Source organism: Viridibacillus sp. NPDC096237 (assembly GCF_050278625.1).
In the GTDB taxonomy this organism is placed as follows: Bacteria; Bacillota; Bacilli; order Bacillales_A; family Planococcaceae; genus Viridibacillus.
This window is the reverse complement of sequence record NZ_JBNNTI010000001.1, coordinates 231,416-248,808: the sequence shown is the minus strand read 5'-3', so window position 1 is coordinate 248,808 and position 17,393 is coordinate 231,416. Positions and strand designations below refer to the sequence as shown.

Annotated in this window: 23 protein-coding genes; all 23 read left to right on the top strand. The window is 38.6% G+C overall.

Going from position 1 to position 17,393, the window contains the following annotated elements:
• The first annotated feature begins 19 nt into the window (after nt 1–19).
• From ACQKMD_RS01250 to ACQKMD_RS01140, 23 genes are read left to right on the top strand one after another with little or no spacing between them, the layout of a single operon-like run.
• Nucleotides 20–802: an FRG domain-containing protein gene (locus ACQKMD_RS01250; protein ID WP_427749293.1), complete on the top strand. Its 783-nt coding sequence runs from the start codon at nt 20–22 to the stop codon at nt 800–802.
• A gap of 48 nt (nt 803–850) precedes the next feature.
• Entirely contained in the window at nt 851–1,933 is a 1,083-nt protein-coding gene (locus ACQKMD_RS01245) for a DUF2213 domain-containing protein (RefSeq protein WP_427748757.1), read from the top strand.
• 14 nt (nt 1,934–1,947) lie between these two features.
• Nucleotides 1,948–2,394: a structural cement protein Gp24 gene (locus ACQKMD_RS01240; protein WP_427748755.1), complete on the top strand. Its 447-nt coding sequence runs from the start codon at nt 1,948–1,950 to the stop codon at nt 2,392–2,394.
• Nucleotides 2,395–2,410: 16 nt separating this feature from the next.
• A complete protein-coding gene (locus ACQKMD_RS01235; protein WP_427748754.1) occupies nt 2,411–3,289 on the top strand; it encodes a DUF2184 domain-containing protein in 879 nt (292 codons plus the stop codon).
• Nucleotides 3,289–3,600, top strand: a complete 312-nt coding sequence (locus ACQKMD_RS01230) for a hypothetical protein (protein WP_427748752.1) — start codon at nt 3,289–3,291, stop codon at nt 3,598–3,600. The genes ACQKMD_RS01235 and ACQKMD_RS01230 overlap by 1 nt, the downstream gene beginning before the upstream one ends.
• A gap of 11 nt (nt 3,601–3,611) precedes the next feature.
• On the top strand, nt 3,612–3,959 hold the full coding sequence (locus ACQKMD_RS01225; RefSeq protein WP_427748751.1) for a DUF4054 domain-containing protein: 348 nt from the start codon (nt 3,612–3,614) through the stop codon (nt 3,957–3,959).
• A gap of 1 nt (nt 3,960) precedes the next feature.
• Nucleotides 3,961–4,578, top strand: a complete 618-nt coding sequence (locus ACQKMD_RS01220) for a hypothetical protein (protein WP_427748749.1) — start codon at nt 3,961–3,963, stop codon at nt 4,576–4,578.
• Complete coding sequence (locus ACQKMD_RS01215; RefSeq protein WP_427748748.1) at nt 4,562–4,930, top strand: hypothetical protein; 369 nt, start codon at nt 4,562–4,564, stop codon at nt 4,928–4,930. Before ACQKMD_RS01220 ends, ACQKMD_RS01215 begins: the two co-directional genes overlap by 17 nt.
• Nucleotides 4,923–5,393, top strand: coding sequence for a phage neck terminator protein (locus ACQKMD_RS01210; protein ID WP_427748746.1), 471 nt, complete (start codon nt 4,923–4,925; stop codon nt 5,391–5,393). The genes ACQKMD_RS01215 and ACQKMD_RS01210 overlap by 8 nt, the downstream gene beginning before the upstream one ends.
• A gap of 2 nt (nt 5,394–5,395) precedes the next feature.
• On the top strand, nt 5,396–6,406 hold the full coding sequence (locus ACQKMD_RS01205; protein ID WP_427748744.1) for a DUF3383 family protein: 1,011 nt from the start codon (nt 5,396–5,398) through the stop codon (nt 6,404–6,406).
• A gap of 48 nt (nt 6,407–6,454) precedes the next feature.
• Nucleotides 6,455–6,865: a phage structural protein gene (locus tag ACQKMD_RS01200; RefSeq protein WP_427748742.1), complete on the top strand. Its 411-nt coding sequence runs from the start codon at nt 6,455–6,457 to the stop codon at nt 6,863–6,865.
• Nucleotides 6,866–6,924: 59 nt separating this feature from the next.
• Nucleotides 6,925–7,215: a hypothetical protein gene (locus ACQKMD_RS01195; RefSeq protein WP_427748741.1), complete on the top strand. Its 291-nt coding sequence runs from the start codon at nt 6,925–6,927 to the stop codon at nt 7,213–7,215.
• Nucleotides 7,199–7,390 carry a hypothetical protein gene (locus ACQKMD_RS01190; RefSeq protein WP_427748739.1) on the top strand — a complete coding sequence of 64 codons (192 nt, stop codon included), beginning with the start codon at nt 7,199–7,201 and terminating at the stop codon, nt 7,388–7,390. The genes ACQKMD_RS01195 and ACQKMD_RS01190 overlap by 17 nt, the downstream gene beginning before the upstream one ends.
• Nucleotides 7,391–11,935 (top strand): phage tail tape measure protein, encoded by a 4,545-nt coding sequence (locus ACQKMD_RS01185; RefSeq protein ID WP_427748738.1) that lies wholly within the window; start codon nt 7,391–7,393, stop codon nt 11,933–11,935.
• Complete coding sequence (locus ACQKMD_RS01180; RefSeq protein ID WP_427748736.1) at nt 11,935–12,510, top strand: LysM peptidoglycan-binding domain-containing protein; 576 nt, start codon at nt 11,935–11,937, stop codon at nt 12,508–12,510. Before ACQKMD_RS01185 ends, ACQKMD_RS01180 begins: the two co-directional genes overlap by 1 nt.
• Before the next feature lie 43 nt (nt 12,511–12,553).
• Nucleotides 12,554–12,937 (top strand): phage baseplate plug family protein, encoded by a 384-nt coding sequence (locus ACQKMD_RS01175; protein ID WP_427748734.1) that lies wholly within the window; start codon nt 12,554–12,556, stop codon nt 12,935–12,937.
• Nucleotides 12,930–13,892 (top strand): phage protein, encoded by a 963-nt coding sequence (locus ACQKMD_RS01170; protein WP_427748732.1) that lies wholly within the window; start codon nt 12,930–12,932, stop codon nt 13,890–13,892. The genes ACQKMD_RS01175 and ACQKMD_RS01170 overlap by 8 nt, the downstream gene beginning before the upstream one ends.
• Complete coding sequence (locus ACQKMD_RS01165) at nt 13,889–14,320, top strand: hypothetical protein (RefSeq protein ID WP_427748730.1); 432 nt, start codon at nt 13,889–13,891, stop codon at nt 14,318–14,320. The genes ACQKMD_RS01170 and ACQKMD_RS01165 overlap by 4 nt, the downstream gene beginning before the upstream one ends.
• Nucleotides 14,317–14,688, top strand: coding sequence for a DUF2634 domain-containing protein (locus tag ACQKMD_RS01160; RefSeq protein WP_427748729.1), 372 nt, complete (start codon nt 14,317–14,319; stop codon nt 14,686–14,688). The genes ACQKMD_RS01165 and ACQKMD_RS01160 overlap by 4 nt, the downstream gene beginning before the upstream one ends.
• Nucleotides 14,675–15,856 carry a baseplate J/gp47 family protein gene (locus tag ACQKMD_RS01155; RefSeq protein WP_427748727.1) on the top strand — a complete coding sequence of 394 codons (1,182 nt, stop codon included), beginning with the start codon at nt 14,675–14,677 and terminating at the stop codon, nt 15,854–15,856. Before ACQKMD_RS01160 ends, ACQKMD_RS01155 begins: the two co-directional genes overlap by 14 nt.
• Complete coding sequence (locus tag ACQKMD_RS01150) at nt 15,849–16,559, top strand: hypothetical protein (protein ID WP_427748725.1); 711 nt, start codon at nt 15,849–15,851, stop codon at nt 16,557–16,559. The genes ACQKMD_RS01155 and ACQKMD_RS01150 overlap by 8 nt, the downstream gene beginning before the upstream one ends.
• A complete protein-coding gene (locus ACQKMD_RS01145; protein ID WP_427748723.1) occupies nt 16,531–16,830 on the top strand; it encodes a hypothetical protein in 300 nt (99 codons plus the stop codon). Before ACQKMD_RS01150 ends, ACQKMD_RS01145 begins: the two co-directional genes overlap by 29 nt.
• Nucleotides 16,830–17,393, top strand: coding sequence for a hypothetical protein (locus ACQKMD_RS01140; RefSeq protein WP_427748721.1), 564 nt, complete (start codon nt 16,830–16,832; stop codon nt 17,391–17,393). The genes ACQKMD_RS01145 and ACQKMD_RS01140 overlap by 1 nt, the downstream gene beginning before the upstream one ends.

The following is a 17,393-nucleotide window of genomic DNA, read 5'->3' as shown; positions in this document are numbered from 1 at the left end:
GGGAATATTACTAGTGAAAATGTATGAAAGTAATTTATATGGTTCTATTAAGGAGCCTGAGGACATTTTTGAACTACTTGAAATGATAATTGGGAAAAGTCATGGCACTGATCATTCAATAAAGGTTTGGAGAGGGCAAGCGAATGCTGATTGGAGAATTGATAGTGGTGCTTACCGTAGGTTGTTAGAAAAGAAATCAGAAGTTAGAGAGTTTGATCTAATTTCCTATGAAATATCATTGCTCAATAGAGCTCGACATAAAGGGTATGGTATAGATAACGGTATATTACTTAGTGATATGGAACTTCTCGCGAGGCTACAGCATCATGGCGCAGCAACTAGGTTGGTTGATTTCTCTAAAAATAGTTTAATTGCCCTATGGTTTTGTGTAAATACGGTTACTGAGGAGTATGGTCTATTATTCGGTGTAGATACTGACTATGTTGGTGGTATGGAAGGAATCCTAGGTGATAATTTTAAGGCTTATTCTAGTGCCACAACTAAACTTGATAAACATAATTATCCAATGCTTATTGAACCTCCAGTTGTCTCTAAAAGGATTGCTTCACAACATGGTGTGTTTCTATACAGTGATATATCTGACAAGCAAACAGGGAGTTTAAAGATACCTGATACGGAGGAGAATATTTTTATTGCCATTTCTCCGAAACTAAAAAAACAATCACGTAAAGTATTAACTGAAAGCTTTGACTTAAGGAAAGAAACATTATTTCCAGACCTCGATGGTTTCTCTGCTGCCAATAGCTTTAGAGAGCATCCAACGGAAGCTTTTCGATGGTAAACAAACATTAGGACCGGCAACCCGGTCTTTTTTATTACCTGAAAGGTGGTGAGAACAACGAAATTACAACGCTACGACAAAACATTAATAAACGACTACAGAGAAACGCCAGAGGGTTATTTAACGGTCAATGTACCGATAACTCGACCTGGCGTTTTTCCGTATCGTCGAGCAGATGGAAATATTCAGATGGAAGCAAAATTGCCTGATGAGATTTTCAGTGATTTAACAATACATTCTGCACGATCTAAACCAGTTACTGACGAACATCCTAGTGAACCAGTTAACATCGACAACTATCAGAGTTATGCAAAAGGTATGAGTCATAATGACTCTCATGTATCTGATTTAAAGCTATATGTATCCCTTACGATTACAGATAAAGCTCTGATACAGAAGATTCGTGATGGTAAGAGGGAAATTTCTATTGGTTTTATGGCTGATGTTGTAGCCGAACAAGGTACTTATAACGGACAACAATACGAATTTGCTCAAAGAAATTTAGAAATCAATCACATTGCCATTGTAGATCAAGGGCGAGCTGGTCCTGAAGTGGCTATTAGGAGCGATTCAGATGCATGGCAAATCGAAGACGACGAAGGAGGAACAAGTAACATGGCAAAGTACACAATCGACAGCAAAGAATACGAGGTAGACTCAGCTGTTAAATCATATATAGAAGCTCAAAATGCAAAATTAGAAGCTGAAAAATTAAAAGTTAAAGAGGTAGACACGTTACAAGGTCGATTAGATGCACAAGATGCTCAGTTAACTGCAAAAGATACTGAGATTGCATTGTTAAAAGAAAAATCTATTTCAGCAGATGAAATGGATAAGAAGGTTGAAGAGCGAGTGGCTTTAATTGCTACTGTACAGCCTTATTTAGGCGACTCTTATGACTTTACTGGTAAAACAGAACGAGAACTAAAAGAAGCCGTTATTTTAACTGCTAACCCTGAATTCAAAGGTGATTCAAAGTCTGATGAGTATGTAAATGCATTTTATGATGCAACTGTAGGTAAAGGATTTTCATCTACTGGTGATCAATCGGCATATACAGGTGACTCAGGTAATGCAGATTCAAAAGAAATCAACGATATGAAGGCTCAACGCCTTTCAATACGTTCATAAGGAGGAAACAAAGGATGCCAATTACTGAATACGGTAAATACATGGAGCCTGCAGGTAAAGCAGGTCAATTAGCGAATTTTCAAGATTTCGTAGCAGATTCTTATGCTGTTGCTGAAGTTGTTCCATTTGGTGCAGCTGTTCAATTAAATGCAACTGGTGATGCAATTTCTCCCATCAAAACAGGCGGTACGGTTATCGGTATCGCACTTGCACAAAACATTCATGATTATGTAGAGAAAAAAGACGACCAAAAATACAAAGTAGCTCAACCGGCTGCAATTGTAAAAAGAGGTCGTATTTTTGTTGTTGCAGGTGGAGATATCATTAATGGTCAAGCAGTAAAAGTGGATGCGACAACACAAAAATTCACTACAGATGGTGCCATTGAAGTTAAAAACGCAGTGTTCAAATCAAATGCTACTGCTAATCAATTAGTTGAAATTGAAATCAATTTACCTTAAAGGAGGAAATTAAACTATGTCATTATTACGTCCACAAGATTTAGAAGCAATTGATAAGAAGATTTATGAACCACACAAAGAGGAACTAAAAGCGCGTAAAATCTTTGCATTAAAAACTGATATCCCTGCAGGTGCAGAGACTTACGGTTATGATGTTTTCAAACGTTCTGGAGCTGCTAAAATTTTAGCACCAGGCGCAAGTGACATTCCGTTAGTTGATGCTGATTTAGAACGCCACACGGTTGATATTTATTCTATCGCTGCTGGATTTAATATTACAGTTCAGGAGTTGCGCCAAGCTCAAATGGCTGGAATGACGATTGAAACAACAAAAGCAGATACAGCTCGCAAAGCTATTGCAGAAAAAGAAAATCGTATTGCTTTTGCAGGTGATGAAAAGCACAAAATTAAAGGTTTAACAGCTGTAACGGGTATTCAAGTTTACGCAGTACCACAAGGTGAGTCTGGTAAAACGACTTGGAAAGATAAAACAGCAGATGAGATTGTGACTGATATTCGTAAAGCAAAAAACAAAGTAAATAAATTGAATGGTCATACTGCTGATACATTAATTATCACAACTGATGCATTCGAGGAATTAGAAAAACCATTCAATGAATTTACAAAGCAAACAGTACTTGAATACATTCAGTCTCAACGTTGGTTCCAACGTATTGAGGTGTTATCAGACATAGAGAAGCAAGGCATTGGTGGAGCGAATTGCTTTGTTGTTCTTGATTCATCACCTGATGTTGTACAACTAGGTATACCGATGGATATTACACGTCATCCACAAGAATACGCATTTCCGAACTATAAAGTACCATTCGAACAACGTACTACTGGACTGATCGTGCGTTATCCTATGGCTATTGTGAGAGGAGACGGTATTTAATGTTAGTAAACAACAAAGGGAACTATTCATATGAAGCAGAAGGTGTAGTATTAATTCCAGGTACGAATAAGGTGGATGAAAAGGAATTTGAAAAGTTCATCGCTCATCCACTAATGGCTAACTTAGATAAACATGGTGAATTTATCTATGACAAAGATAAAACGAAACCAGCTGCAAAAGATGTAATTGCATTGATTGATGATACTTTCGATGTTGAAGTGCTAGAAGCGATTAAAGCAGACGATGATCGCAAAACAGTACAAGACGCAGTTGAAAAACGTATTGAAGAGTTGAAAAATACTAATAAGTAAGGGGTTATGATGTGGTCGAACCATTAACAACACCTGAAAAAGTGAAATCCATAGCAAAGCACCTATCATCACTATCTGATGAGCAGGTGCTTTTATTAATTGATGATGCAACGCTGGAAGTCAGTGAATTGCCTGTCAAAGAATTATACAAAGAGAAGCTTGCGCGTTATTTAACGGCGCATTACGGCTCACTTAATGTACGTCAGGCTCAATCTGAAACGGTTGGGCCTATTAAACGTACGTTCACGTCATCATCTATCGATACTAGTAAAGGATTAGATTCGACAGCATTTGGACAAGAGTATCAACGATTAGTGAAGCTCTACAGTCCAAAGAAAGTGAATTTAATGGTGCTCTGATATGGAATATATCGATGAAAACCATAATCTATTAGAATTGCAACGTGAACTTGATGAATTAAATCGCTATGCAATTGAAATCGGTATTTTTGGATCTGATGATTCCTTTTACGCCATGCTTGCGGGTGTCCATGAATTCGGGATGCAGATACGTGCGAAAAACAAATATCTCGCCATCCCAACGAAAGAAGCTGGCACAAAGCGTCCGAGAGACTTTGAAGGTTTATTTAAACCTAAAGGTAAGAACGTTTTAGCATTAGCTGATGGTAATGGCGGTATCAAGGTTATGTTCATCTTGAAAGAAAGTGTAAACATTCCAGAACGTTCATTTATTCGTTCCACATTTGATGAAAAGAACGATGCTTGGATGGACTTTCTTGAAGATCAAATACAAAGGGTTTGTGAACTAGAGATTACCTCACGTGATGTTTTTGAAAATCTAGGCAGCATTATCGCGGGCGATATTCAAAAAAAAATGATTGATTTAAGGAGTCCATCTTTAAGTGGATTCACTAAAGAAAATCGCAAAAATGGAGGAGATAATCCTTTAGTGGATACTGGTGGGTTAAAAAGGCACGTTACATGGAAAGTGGTGAGAGACGATGGTTCAGATGTTTGAGTTTCAAGATATGCTTGCTGATTTTGAAACAGATATACAGGTTGTTGTAAAGGTGCCTGGCACTAATGGTGGTTACAATGAGGAAACGGGTGAGGTTATTAAGCCAACACCAGATAAAACAGTTCCTTTAGATGTTCGTGGTGTATTGCTACCTTATACAGCAAATGAAATTTACCAAAGCGGTGGTCGATTAACTCAAACGCATCGTCAACTCATCATTAACATGCACGTCGCCCCAAAGACTGAAGTGATTCATAAAGGGCAGAAATATTCGGTCGAGAATCGAACAGGATATGAGGATTTTGCAGACTTCATTCAATACGAATTAAAGTGGGTGAGTGCATTTGGCTAATTACTTTGATTATAAAATAGTGACAAGTTCGCTCATTAAAGCAGTAAAAACACTTACTGGAAAGCCGTGCATTGAAGCGAATGGAACAGGCGAACAACCTGCATATCCTTTTGCGACATTTACAATTACGACTCCGAAAATTGCTATACAGCAAGACGATGAAAACGCTCAATTTGAACTTACAGTGTCCTTAACATGGCATGACGAGAGTTCATTGAGCGTTTTAAATTTGGCTAAACAATGTGAGTCCTATTTCAAATCAACAGAAGGACGCTTGTTATTTGCTGAAAAAGGTGTAGTTATTGTGGACGTTACAGACTTTGATAGACGAGATAACTTCTTATCTATCGAATACGAAAGAAGTGCTGGTTTTGATATTAAAATGCGTGTATTAGATCCACATGTAGATGACGTCGCACCAATCGAACAAATTGAATTTAAAAATGTTATTGGAGGTAATTAAATATGGCTTTAAAAGACGTAAATGTAGTAATCGATGTACTACATCCAGCTGCAGTAATCGGCTTAGGTCGACCACTTATCTTAGTTGGTGGCACCGAAGTTAAATATGCCGAGTACAAAACACTAGAAGCTTTAGCAAAAGATTTTGATAGCAGTACAGCTACTTATAAATTAGCTGAAACAATACTTGCTCAAGCTAATAAACCTAAAGTAGTCTGTGTTGCATCGTATGTAAAAGAAACACCTGCGGTTGGTCAAACGCTTGGTGATGTCGTTGAACAATATTTCGACAAATCATGGCACTTCGCATTTTTAGCGGAATCAACAGCAGCTGAACGTTTAGCATTATCAAATAAAGTAGAGTTACATGACTTTAAATTTGCTGTGGTGCAAGTTACTGAAGAAGCAGAAATTAGTGCTTTTAAAAATAATGTTCATACAATCGTTTATTTTCACCCAAATGAGGGTGAGCGGTTAGATGGCGCAGTAATTGGCGAAGCTGCCAATTTAACTGTTGGATCAATTACATGGAAGTTCCGTCATGGCCTTAAAGGTGTTACGCCAATTGAAATCAGTTCAGCAGAACTTGACGCAATTCATGAAGCTGGCGGTAATGCTTATGTAGTTAAAGCAGGTGTCGCTCAAACATCTGAAGGGCTAGTTGCTACAGGTGAGTATATTGACTTCTACCACGGCCGGGATTGGATTAAAGCGAACATGGAAACAAATCTTCAAACAATGTTTACGAACAATGACAAAGTACCATCTAATGGTAATGGTGTTTCATTGGTCGGTGCTATCGCAACAAGCACTTTAACAACAGCAGGTCAGCAAGGAATTGTGGACATCAACGATGAAGATCAATTTGCTTTTAATGTCTATACAGAACCTTTTACCGCTGGTTCAAGTGAAGATATCGCGAAACGTGTCTACAGTGGTCTAACTTTCGACTACAAAGCACAAGGAGCAATCCACAAAATTAATGTAAAAGGTTCGGTCATGTCTAACATTTAATTGTTGGCATGACTTTTTTGATACACGAATAAAGGGAGGCTATACAATATGTCAACTACACAACCAGCTATTTATGATGCTAGTACGATTACGACAACGCTGAACAACATGATTGTTACAGGGTATAAAAAAGGCACGTTTGTTACTGCAAATATGGATGAAGACCGAGTAACAGTGGAGTCAAACGCACAAGGTGAAGCTTCTTTTGCGTTGAATAACTCGAAATTAGGTACGGTCACATTAACGCTGAATCAAACATCACCGTTTAATAAAATCTTGAATCAATACGTTAATTCAAAAACATTTTTCCCGATATGGGTTGATGATCCAACAAATAAAGAACGTCGAGGCGGTTCACAAGGCTTTGTTACAAAAACAGCTGATGCAACATATTCAGACGCTGTAGAAGCTCGTTCTTACACAGTTAAAGTAGGAGACTTTGAAATTATTAACTACTAATTACTAAAGGGGCCATAGTGCTCCTTTTATTTTTCTTAAAAACAAGGAGGAACTTATAAATGACAACTACAAAACCAACACCAGAAGAAAAAGTATCTAAATTCGGTAAACAAAAAACTGAAGAAGTAGAGGGTGTGAAATACACTTTACAATTCCCAGGTACACTCGTTGTTCAAGAAATGCTAGATTATGCAAAAACACAAGGATCATTTAAACAAACGCTTTACAGCGAACAGATAATGGAACACGTTATCGCCTCCCCTCAAACAGACTGGGATTATTGGGACAAAAATGACGGATACAGAGAAGTTATGGATTTAGCAGACTCCTTTCTTGGAGGATTGCTCTAAGGTTAAACCAGATGAATTTTACAAGGAAAAGCTTCGTGAACAGTATTCTACTTGGCTACCAGTAATAGCAGGGATTGCTACAAGAGAAGAAGTTGAAATGATGACAGCTGACCAATTAGGTATTGCTTGTGAGGCTGCAAATATGAAAATAAAACTATTTGGAGGTGGTGGGTAGATGTCTAGGACACTTCGTAATACAACGATGCGAGTTAAACTTGATGTAGATACACGAGGTCTTGACGATGCAGATCGTCAGCTCGAGGCTACCCGCCGTTCTCTCGCAAATTTAGAACGAACATCTAATACCACGGGCGGTACTATTGATAACACTACAGAAGCCGTAAGAGATTTAGGGCAAGAAACAGCGAGAGCAACAGTTGCTACAAACAATAGCTCTGCAAGCGCTCGTGAAGCAGGTAGAAGTAACCGTGGACACAGTCAGTCACTTCAAGAACGAGAGCGCGCAACTGAAAGTGTAACTCGTGCAACTGATAGACTAAATAGCTCAGCAACAAGTAGTCAAAGAAATATGAGCGCAATGCGCCGGAACATGGGCGAGTGGTCACGTTCTTTAAATGACTATGGTCAACAACTTGATAAGTTAGGCGATAAGCTCCAAAAACGTGGAAAAAGCATAACTAAATTTGGTGAAGACATTACTTCAACTTTTGGAGTTGCTACTTTAGCAGGTGGTGCAGCGCTTGGTTACAGCTTAAAGAAAGCAGCAGACTTTGAGCAAGCAATGAGAGACGCAGAATCATTGATGTCAGCAAAAGAGTGGTCACAGTCTGGTAAGCAACTGACAGGTCTTGTTACTCAATTAGGTGCAGAGACAAAGTATTCTAGCGTTGAAGCAGCACAAGGTTTACAAGAGCTTATTAAAGCCGGGGTAGATACAGAAAACATCTTAAAAGGCGGGCTGAAAGACGCACTAAATCTAGCGACTGCAGGTGAACTTGATCTCGCAAAAGCAGCAGAAGTTATGAGTACTTCTCTTAATGCTTTTACTAATGATTCTATTTCTTCAACGAGAGCTGCTGATTTACTAGCTGGTGCAGCAAATGCATCTGCAACAGATGTTCAAGAAATGGCGTTTGGTTTATCACAATCTGCAGCAGTAGCAAATGGTCTAAAATTTGAATTTGAAGAAACTTCGACAGCATTAGCGGTACTCGCTCAAAATGGACTTAAAGGCTCTGATGCAGGTACATCATTAAAAACGATGTTAATGAACCTTTCACCACAAACAGAAGCGGCTGCAGGGAAAATGTCGGAATTAGGATTAGGTACAACCAACGTTGCGAATGGTTATAACTTTTTAATTAAACAAGGTATTAAACCTGCATCAAAGAGTTTTGATGATGTTTCTAATTCGTTAATGAAATTAGCAAAAGAACAAGCTGGTGCAGGTGCATCTACTACAAAAGTACAAAAAGCTTATGATAAATTAACTAACTCGTCTGGTTTGGTATCATCAGCATTTTTTGATGCAAATGGTAAAGCGAAAGACATGGATCAAATATTCCAACTCTTGCAAGATTCATTAAAAGGTCTGTCAGATGAACAAAAACAAAATGCACTTAAAACAATGTTCGGTACGGACGCAGTACGTGCAGCAACAATAGCAGCTGATCAAGGTGCTAAAGGTTACAAAAAAATGAATGATGCTATGCAAGGTACTACAGCAGCAGATGTAGCCGAAAAGAAAATGAAGACGCTAAAAGGTTCTATTGAGCGCATGAGAGGGTCTGCCGAAACAGCAGTAACAACCTTTGGTACAGCATTAATACCAACATTTACAGATCTTGCTGATAAAGCGGAAAGTTTAATGGACTGGTTTAATGGCCTTGATAAATCTACTCAGCAAACACTTGCTAAATGGTCCTTAATCGGTATAGGAGCTACGGGATTAGTTGCATCACTAGGTATTGTTGCAATAGGTGTCGGCGGCGTTGTAACAGCTGTTGGTAAACTGAAAAAAGCTGGAGGTCAATTATCACGGTGGTTTAGTATTGGCGCTAGAGGGTTATCAGGTCACAGAAGCCAAATTGATCGTGAGACAGCATCTCTTAGACGTAACACAACCGAACTAAATAGAAATAGCAGTGCTCGCAGAATGCAAGCTCGTATGTCTAATGCGCCTGTCGCAGGTGGAAGTATTGGACGAGGATCTAATGGCCGAAGAGTATTATCTAGACAATCTCCATTACCAACAACTACAGGTGAAGTTACAAGATTAAGTCGACAATCAGGTTCTAACCCAAGCACTCTCGGAAGAGCAGGAAGAAATGGTCTTGGTAGAGTTGGTGGGAACGGCTTACTTAGAACTGGCGCAAAGCTAGGTAAGCGTGTACCAATTGTAGGTACTTTGCTAGGTGCAGGTATGCTTGTTGCTGGCGGAACAGAGAATTTAGGTTCAAATGGTGGAGCACTAGCAGGAGGTGCAGCGGGAGCAGCTGCAGGAGCAGCGCTTGGTTCTGTTGTTCCTGGTGTTGGAACAGCAATAGGTGGGCTAATTGGTGGTATCGCAGGATCTATCGGCGGAGAGAAGTTCGGTAAATCGTTACAGTCTTCCATAAAAAAACACCTACCAAAAGAAGGGCTTAAAACCGACATCACTAAAGGTGTTTCAAAAGATACCGCATCGGCGATCAAAGAGTATGAAAAGCTTAATGATAAAGCAACAGAACAACTTAGTTTATTGCAATGGTCTGGCGAAAAAATCTCCAAAAAAACAGCGAAATCATTAAAAGCAACTTATGGTGACATGGCAGCTAGTATCGAAAGTGCTATGGCAACTAATTTCGGAAAGTCTGAAAAAACCTTAACGAGTTTCATGAAGAGCTCTGGTCTTTCAAAAAAAGAACAAAATACTATTATGAAAGATTTGAAAAAGAGTCATAAAGACCAAAAAGAGGAAGTTAAGAAAGCACAGGAAGATATTAATGAAATCATTAGTAAAGCATCTAAAGAAAAACGTGAATTGACTGATGATGACCGAAAAAAAATCAATAGTATTCAGCGAAAAATGAATAAAACAGCTGTGAGAACAATGTCTAAATCAGCTAAAGAACAACGTACGATTATGACGATGTTAGAAAGTGAAAGTAGCAAAATAAGCGCAAAACAAGCTGCTGGAGTTGTAAAGCAGTCTAAAAAAGCTCGTGAAGGTGCTAAAAAAGAAGCAGAAAGAAAATATCAGGAAGTTGTTGCGGCTGCAGATGCTGAATACAAAGATAATGGAGCTATTTCCAAAAAGCAATATGAAGCCATTGTAAAAAGTGCGAAACAGACTCGTGATGAGTCAGTTAGTCATGCTGAGGATATGCATAAAAAAGTTGTCGAACAGGCGAAACAACAAGCAAGTGGCCATCTAAAAGAGGTAGATTGGGAAACAGGAGAAATCTTAACCAAATGGCAAAAATTCAAAGTGTCGTTAGCTGGAGTTGTTAACTCTATATCTTCAGGTATCAATAGCGTACTTAAAGCATTCGGTTCTGATTGGGAGATACCAAAATGGAATCCTGCTGGATATTCACAAAGTACTACGAGTCCGACACCTAAATCAAAACCAGCGGGTAACACTGGGGCATCAATGCTTTCTTTTGCTACTGGAGGTTCACACAATGGTGGTCATGCGGTAGTCGGAGAAGAAGGACCAGAACTTGCATACACACCATATGGAGGGGCACGTTTAGTCGGTGCAAACGGTGCTGAGATTGTAGACTTACCTAAAGGTACGCAAATTTTAACGGCATCACAGACTGCTCAAATGATGTCAGGTGGACTTAAAGGTTCTATGCCTGGATATGCAAAAGGTATTGGCTCACTAGCTAAATCAGCATGGAATACAACAAAAGAGGTAGCCGGTGACGCTTATGAAAAAGTGAGCGGTGTTGCAAGTAAAACATTAGACTTCATGAGTGATCCAATTGGTGCGATTGAAAAAATGTTCGATAAAGCATCATTGAAGATGGATATAGCAGGAATTGGCATGGCATCTTTGAAAAAAATGAAAGACGGAGCCATGAGCTATGTACAAAACAAACTCAGTAGCTTTGCTGGATTCGGAGATGATACCTCAACTGGTGGAGCAAGCGGAAGTTATAAATCACTACAACAACTTGCACAATCACTCTCATCTAAGTACGGGTTGCGTATCACGTCTGGCTACCGTCCAGGGTCAAAGAATGAACTCGGCCAACCTGATGATCATAGTAAAGGATTAGCGATTGACCTTGCTGGTGATTCAGCATCTATGTGGAAAGCGGGACTTGAAGCTGCTAGATCTCCACTTACGAGATATGTTATCGCTAATAACAGATGGACTAAGAATCATGGTGCATCTTGGGAGCATTACCCTTGGGGTGCACACAATGATCACGTCCATATCTCAGCAAATGCTTCAGGAAAGAAATTAAAAGGTTATGCAAAAGGCGGTTATAAAAACAACCATGATGGTCAAGTTCTGGTTGGTGAAGAAGGTCCAGAGTTAGTTGATTTACCGTTTAGTTCACAGGTTCATAACAACCGAAAAACAAACGAACTCTTGAATAATAAAGGACAAACGGTTATTCATTTCAGCCCTACAGTTCAAGTAACAGTTGAAGGTAGTAAAGGTGAAACAACTGAATCAGCAATTACGCGTGCGGTGAATAAAGCCCTAGAAGCAGCGTTTAAAGAACTCAGAGGCATACTTGATAGTGGGGTGTCGTATTAATGGCTAAGGTAGCAGGGTATAAAGTTGATAGTATGCAGGAGTCATTTACAAATTCGGTTACAACAACATCTTATCCTGTTGAAAAAGGACTTCCTCTTACGGATTCAGTACAAAGGCAACCCAAAACGTTTTCTGCTAATGGAAAAATTCTTGGTAAGAGGGCTAAAAACGCGGATGAAATTAGAAAGAACATCGAGAAGAAAATGAATGCTGGTAAAACAGTAAAGTACGTTGGTCGAATAAAAGCTTCTGACGTACTTATTACTAATTTTACTGGCACATATGATTCAACTATCGGCAACGGTTTCTCGTTTAGCATGGATATGCAACAGATAAGAGTTGCGAAGACTCCATATCGTAAGAAGAAAACTAAGAAGACAACAGCCGGTAAGAAGACTGTTACTAAAAAGGCCAACAATACAGCTAACAACTTAAAGAAATATCATACTGTTAAAGCAGGTGATACTTATAGTGCGGTTGCTAGAAAGTATGGCACCACAATTGCGAAGTTGCGAAAGTTAAATAAATGGCCAGATACAAAAATTCCTATTGGTGTGAAAATGAGAATAAATTAATTTTAGGGCACTCGAAATGAGTGTCCTTTTTGGTGGTGAAAAAATGGCGAAGAGAGATTATATAGATCTAGACCCTAACGAAATACCGGTACAGTTTGAGATTGATTTAGCTCAAGATACTTTTACGATGGCTATAAGTTATAACGAGTCATATGACTTCTTTACTGTTGATTTGTGGGATTCAGAGGGATTCGTCATCGTGCTAGGCGAAAAGATTGTATTAGGTAGACCACTATTTGAGTCGCTAGTTGATGAACGATTACCAGGACCTTCAATAGTCCCGTTTGATGAATCAGGGAATGCTATTACTATTACTAAAGACAATTTTTATCGTACCGTCTTTTTAACAATAGATGATTTATCAGATGATGAATTCAATGAGAACGTTGAAGATGATAATAACTTAATAGGTGATACTTATGGCTAAACGATTATTCCGACGTGTTATTAAAGTCACTATTGAAGATTCTCGTAGTCGTTTAAAATTCGATGGTGATGAATTAGAGATACGCTTTGTTGTGAATTTTGATGATGACTCCAAACCTAATATTAATACAATTTCAATTTTTAATTTAACTGAAGCGACGATTGCTAAAATTAAAAAAGGGGCAAATGTAACCCTAAATGCTGGTTATGAATCCGATTACGGTGTACTGATTGAAGGGAAAATAACCAAAGTAATAACTAGATATGAAGGTGTCGACAAAATTACAACAGTTACTTTTAAAGAAGGCAAGGATTATAGCGGTGTGAAGGTAACTCCGCAACTCGCAGATGCAGCCAAAAAATATTTTGTAAAGAAACGTGTGAAACTGAAGAAGCCCGTAACCACAACAACTGTTGGGAAGAATGGTAGAAAGTACACATCTACTAAAAAGTTTAAAACAGTTCAGGTTGCGAAATGGCGTAAACAGACTATGAATATAACCTTTGCGAAGAACACAAAAGGTTCAGCTATCATCAATCGACTACTAGGCATATTAGGAATTAAACCTGTCGAGATAAATTTACCGAAAGATAAAGTCTATAAGAACGGCTTTAAAGTCACTGGCAAGATTGAAAGTAAGTTAAATACCGTTATAAAAGATTGTGGAGCATCGATGTACTGGCGTAGAGGGAAAGTTGTCATTCGATCCATTGAAATAGGAGACGATGAGCGCTTTGAATTAAACGAGTCAACTGGATTAATTGAAACACCAGCTGAGTACGAGGATGATGATTTCGAAGGGTATACAATACGATGTTTGTTGCAACACCGTATTACAACAGCATCTATCATTACATTAGACAGCAAAACAGCAAAAGGTAAAGTCAGAGCAAGAAAAGGCCAACATATTCATGATGGTTCTGATTTCATTACAGAATTCGAGGCGATTAAATGAGTGAAATAACAAAGTTCTTTACTGAGTATCAACATGAAATGTTACTAAGTGTCTCGACGTTAGCGCCAGGTAAAGTAATTAACTTTGATGAAGCAAGACAAAGAGCGGATATCCAACCTTTGTTTTTAACGGCAGATAAAACTGATAACGTGTATAAACAATCAATCATACATGACGCACTTGTTCCAGATCATTTGACAGGTATTGAAATGTTTGAGAAGCATGAATGTAGTTGGTCAGCTTGTGATTGCGATAGCGTTCTGAAAAAGTATGCTGAATGGCGAAAGTTAAAAGCTGGCAACTTAGTATTCTACATCCCTGCCCAACGCTCATTAGCAGACCTTAATGGAACTGATTTTATCGACCCAGACAGTCACGATTTAATGAGTAGTAATGATGCCGTAATTGTTGGGAGGTTTTCAATGTGAAGACACTAAAAGTGATTAATGGTGATTTTGTATTTGATGAAACGGGAAATCTTGCAATGGTTGAAGGTGACAAAGAAATAGCGCAAGGTGTCATGATGAATCTGTCTATCAGAAAAAATGAATTTGAACTCGATGAACATATAGGGTTTGATAAATCATTTATGCAATTAAAACGTGTGGATGATGAAGAACTTGCGGATAACGTCCTCGAAGCTCTACAAGTCATGACAGATCAAGAACTAATAGACGGTGCCGACGACATCGAAATAATCCGTGATGGACGTAATGCAAATGTAACTATGAATCTCATCAAAACCGACGGAACAGAAATACCTTTAGAAGGAGTTGACTTAAGTGGCTCTGAATAAGAATGGATTTACAAGGAAAACGTATTCCGATTTATTAGATGAAATGGAAGCAAAATTTAAAGAACTATTTGGCGCAGATATTAACCTATCGGCCTATACGCCACTCGGCATCATCATGCGAGTTATGGCTTTTTTTTATGCGAAAATTTGGGATGCAATCGAACATGTCTACAATAGTCGCTACATCAAGAAAGCAAACGGTGTATCGTTAGATTTTCATGGAGGAGACAAGAATTTACCTCGAGCACCAGCAACCAATTCTTATGCACTTTTAACGTTTAAAGGAACACCGAATTACATCATAGAAAGTGAAGAAAGATTTTCTACTGAAGGAGATATTCAGTTTGCGTTGTTAGATGACGTTGTTCTTGATGCCTCTGGTAATGGTACTGGCGAAGCAATAAGTATTGAGACGGGCGCTTTTAATCGTGTTCTTTCAAACACCATTACTGTCCAGGTTGAACCAATAGAGGAAATCACGAGCGTTACGAACCTATTGCCAGCAGTTGGAGGTACAGACAAAGAAACTGATACCCCTTATCGTAATCGGTTGTTAAAGTCGAATGAAGCAAAAGGTAAAGCAGTTCCTTCGGCAATCGAGACAGCCATATTAAACGTTCCAGGTGTACGATCAGTTAATTCAGCAATCAATAGCACCAATGTTTTTGATGTTGAAGGCAACCCTCCTAAATCTGTACATGTATATGTTTTTGGCGGTACTAAAGAGGATATAGCGCAAGCGTTACTTGATGCTGTCGCTGGTGGCATTGAAACGGTCGGTGAACAAGTAGTTATCGTAAAAGATATTGCTGGTACAGAACATATCATCAGATTCGATTACGCTGAAATCTTACCAATCTATATGAAATTGACCGTTACGAAAAACGGAGATTTTGAAGTAGATGGCATTGATCAACTTAAAAATTCAATGATTGAAAAAATTGGTGGTGTGGATTTATCTGGCGAAGAAGTACCAGGACTAACAATGGATGAAGATGTCGTAATATCACAGCTTTATAGTTCGGCATTTAAAGTTGCTGGGGTACAAGATATCGTTATCGAAATTGGGACTTCTGCTGAAGAATTATCGATTACAAACATTGGGATATCACGTAAGCAAATTGCAGAACTATCGCTTGCCAATATTGAGGTGATTGAACTTGCTTAAAAAGATGTTAAGCATGATAACAGATGCATTAGAAAAGAACCCTAATTCAAATATCGGGAAAATTTTCAGCGTGTTTGCAAGTCAATATACTGATGCACAAGATACTTTAAAGTGTATGGAAGAATGGACGGATATAGAAAAAGCGCAAGGTAAGGTTCTTGATGAAATTGGCGACGAAATCAATCAAGCGCGAGGAACTGCAAGTGACGGCAAGTATCGCTTATTAATACGAGCGAAAAGAGCTAGGGCTTTATCAGATGGAACTGTAAATAAAATTATTGAAGCCTTGGCGTTTACGTTAAATGTGAATGCAAAAGAAATAAAAGTACAACCGTTATGGAATGGTGTTGAACCTGCAGCAATAATGATCGAATCGATTCCCTTAGAAAAACTGGTTACAGCTGGTATCAATACGGCACAGTTTGAAGAAGTAATCGAAGATGTTGTTGCTGCAGGGGTAGCTGTATATTTATCAGCGACTGGCTCGACGGATTGGTTGTGTTTAAGCGGTTCAGCATATACATTCCCTGTGAACTACCGTATCACTAATCGTTTTAGAACAGCACCAATGGCAGGCTTAAAAGTAGATGTACCACTTACGTTATTTGGCACCCCCTATCAATGGGATGTTGAATACAAACGTTGTGGCGCTTTTAGAACAGGAGGTTCTTTAGATGGAAGGAATTCAAGACTTGCTCATTGATGAAACTTTAAAGTTTTACGATGGCTTGATAAAAAAAGCGAAAATTATTATTGATGGAAATGAGATTGAAAAAGAAATCTATAAAACGGTTAAAGACGGTGACACTCTTAGAAAGTACGTATACCTTGATGTGGAAAAAGGTTTAGTTACTAAGGCATCATTAGTGGATGCACAAGGTAGAGAGTTATATGTAAAAGTTTTAAATCATCAAAAAGGTAACAAAGGTTATGCAATTGTATTCCCGATTACACAAAGTAGAGAGGTGAGTTAATGAATTTAGTTCCTTACAAAAAAACAGATTGGTTTGACGAATTTTTTGATCCAGTAACAGGAGAGGTTTTTGAAGAGGGTACTCCTTTTATAGCGAAATATGCGAATAACATTGAAAAAGGAATTGAAGATAACCGCAATTACTTATTTGAGTTTAAGAGCCTAATACAACGAATGCAAATCCAAATGGAGATTGACGGACGCGCGCCAGGCAGTAGTGGTACATTCTTCGATACTCTAGACGGCTTTTCAAACAAAATCTATTTACAAAGTCAGCAAACATCGATTAATAAAGCAATCACGACAGGCGCGACAACTATCCCTTTAGATAGCGTAGAGGGTTTTACAGCATTTACGCAAGTGACAATCTACGATGACGAACACAGCGAAGACGTACTTATTACAGCTGTAAAAGGCAACGCAATAACTGTACAAGCCGTAACAAATGCATACAAAAAAGGTGCAAAGGTAGCTCGGTCTAATGTTGCTGTTGATACTGTAAATAAAAAAATGGATATCGGAAATTGGGAGACGTTTAGCGTTTCTGTTATGGAGGTGGTTTAG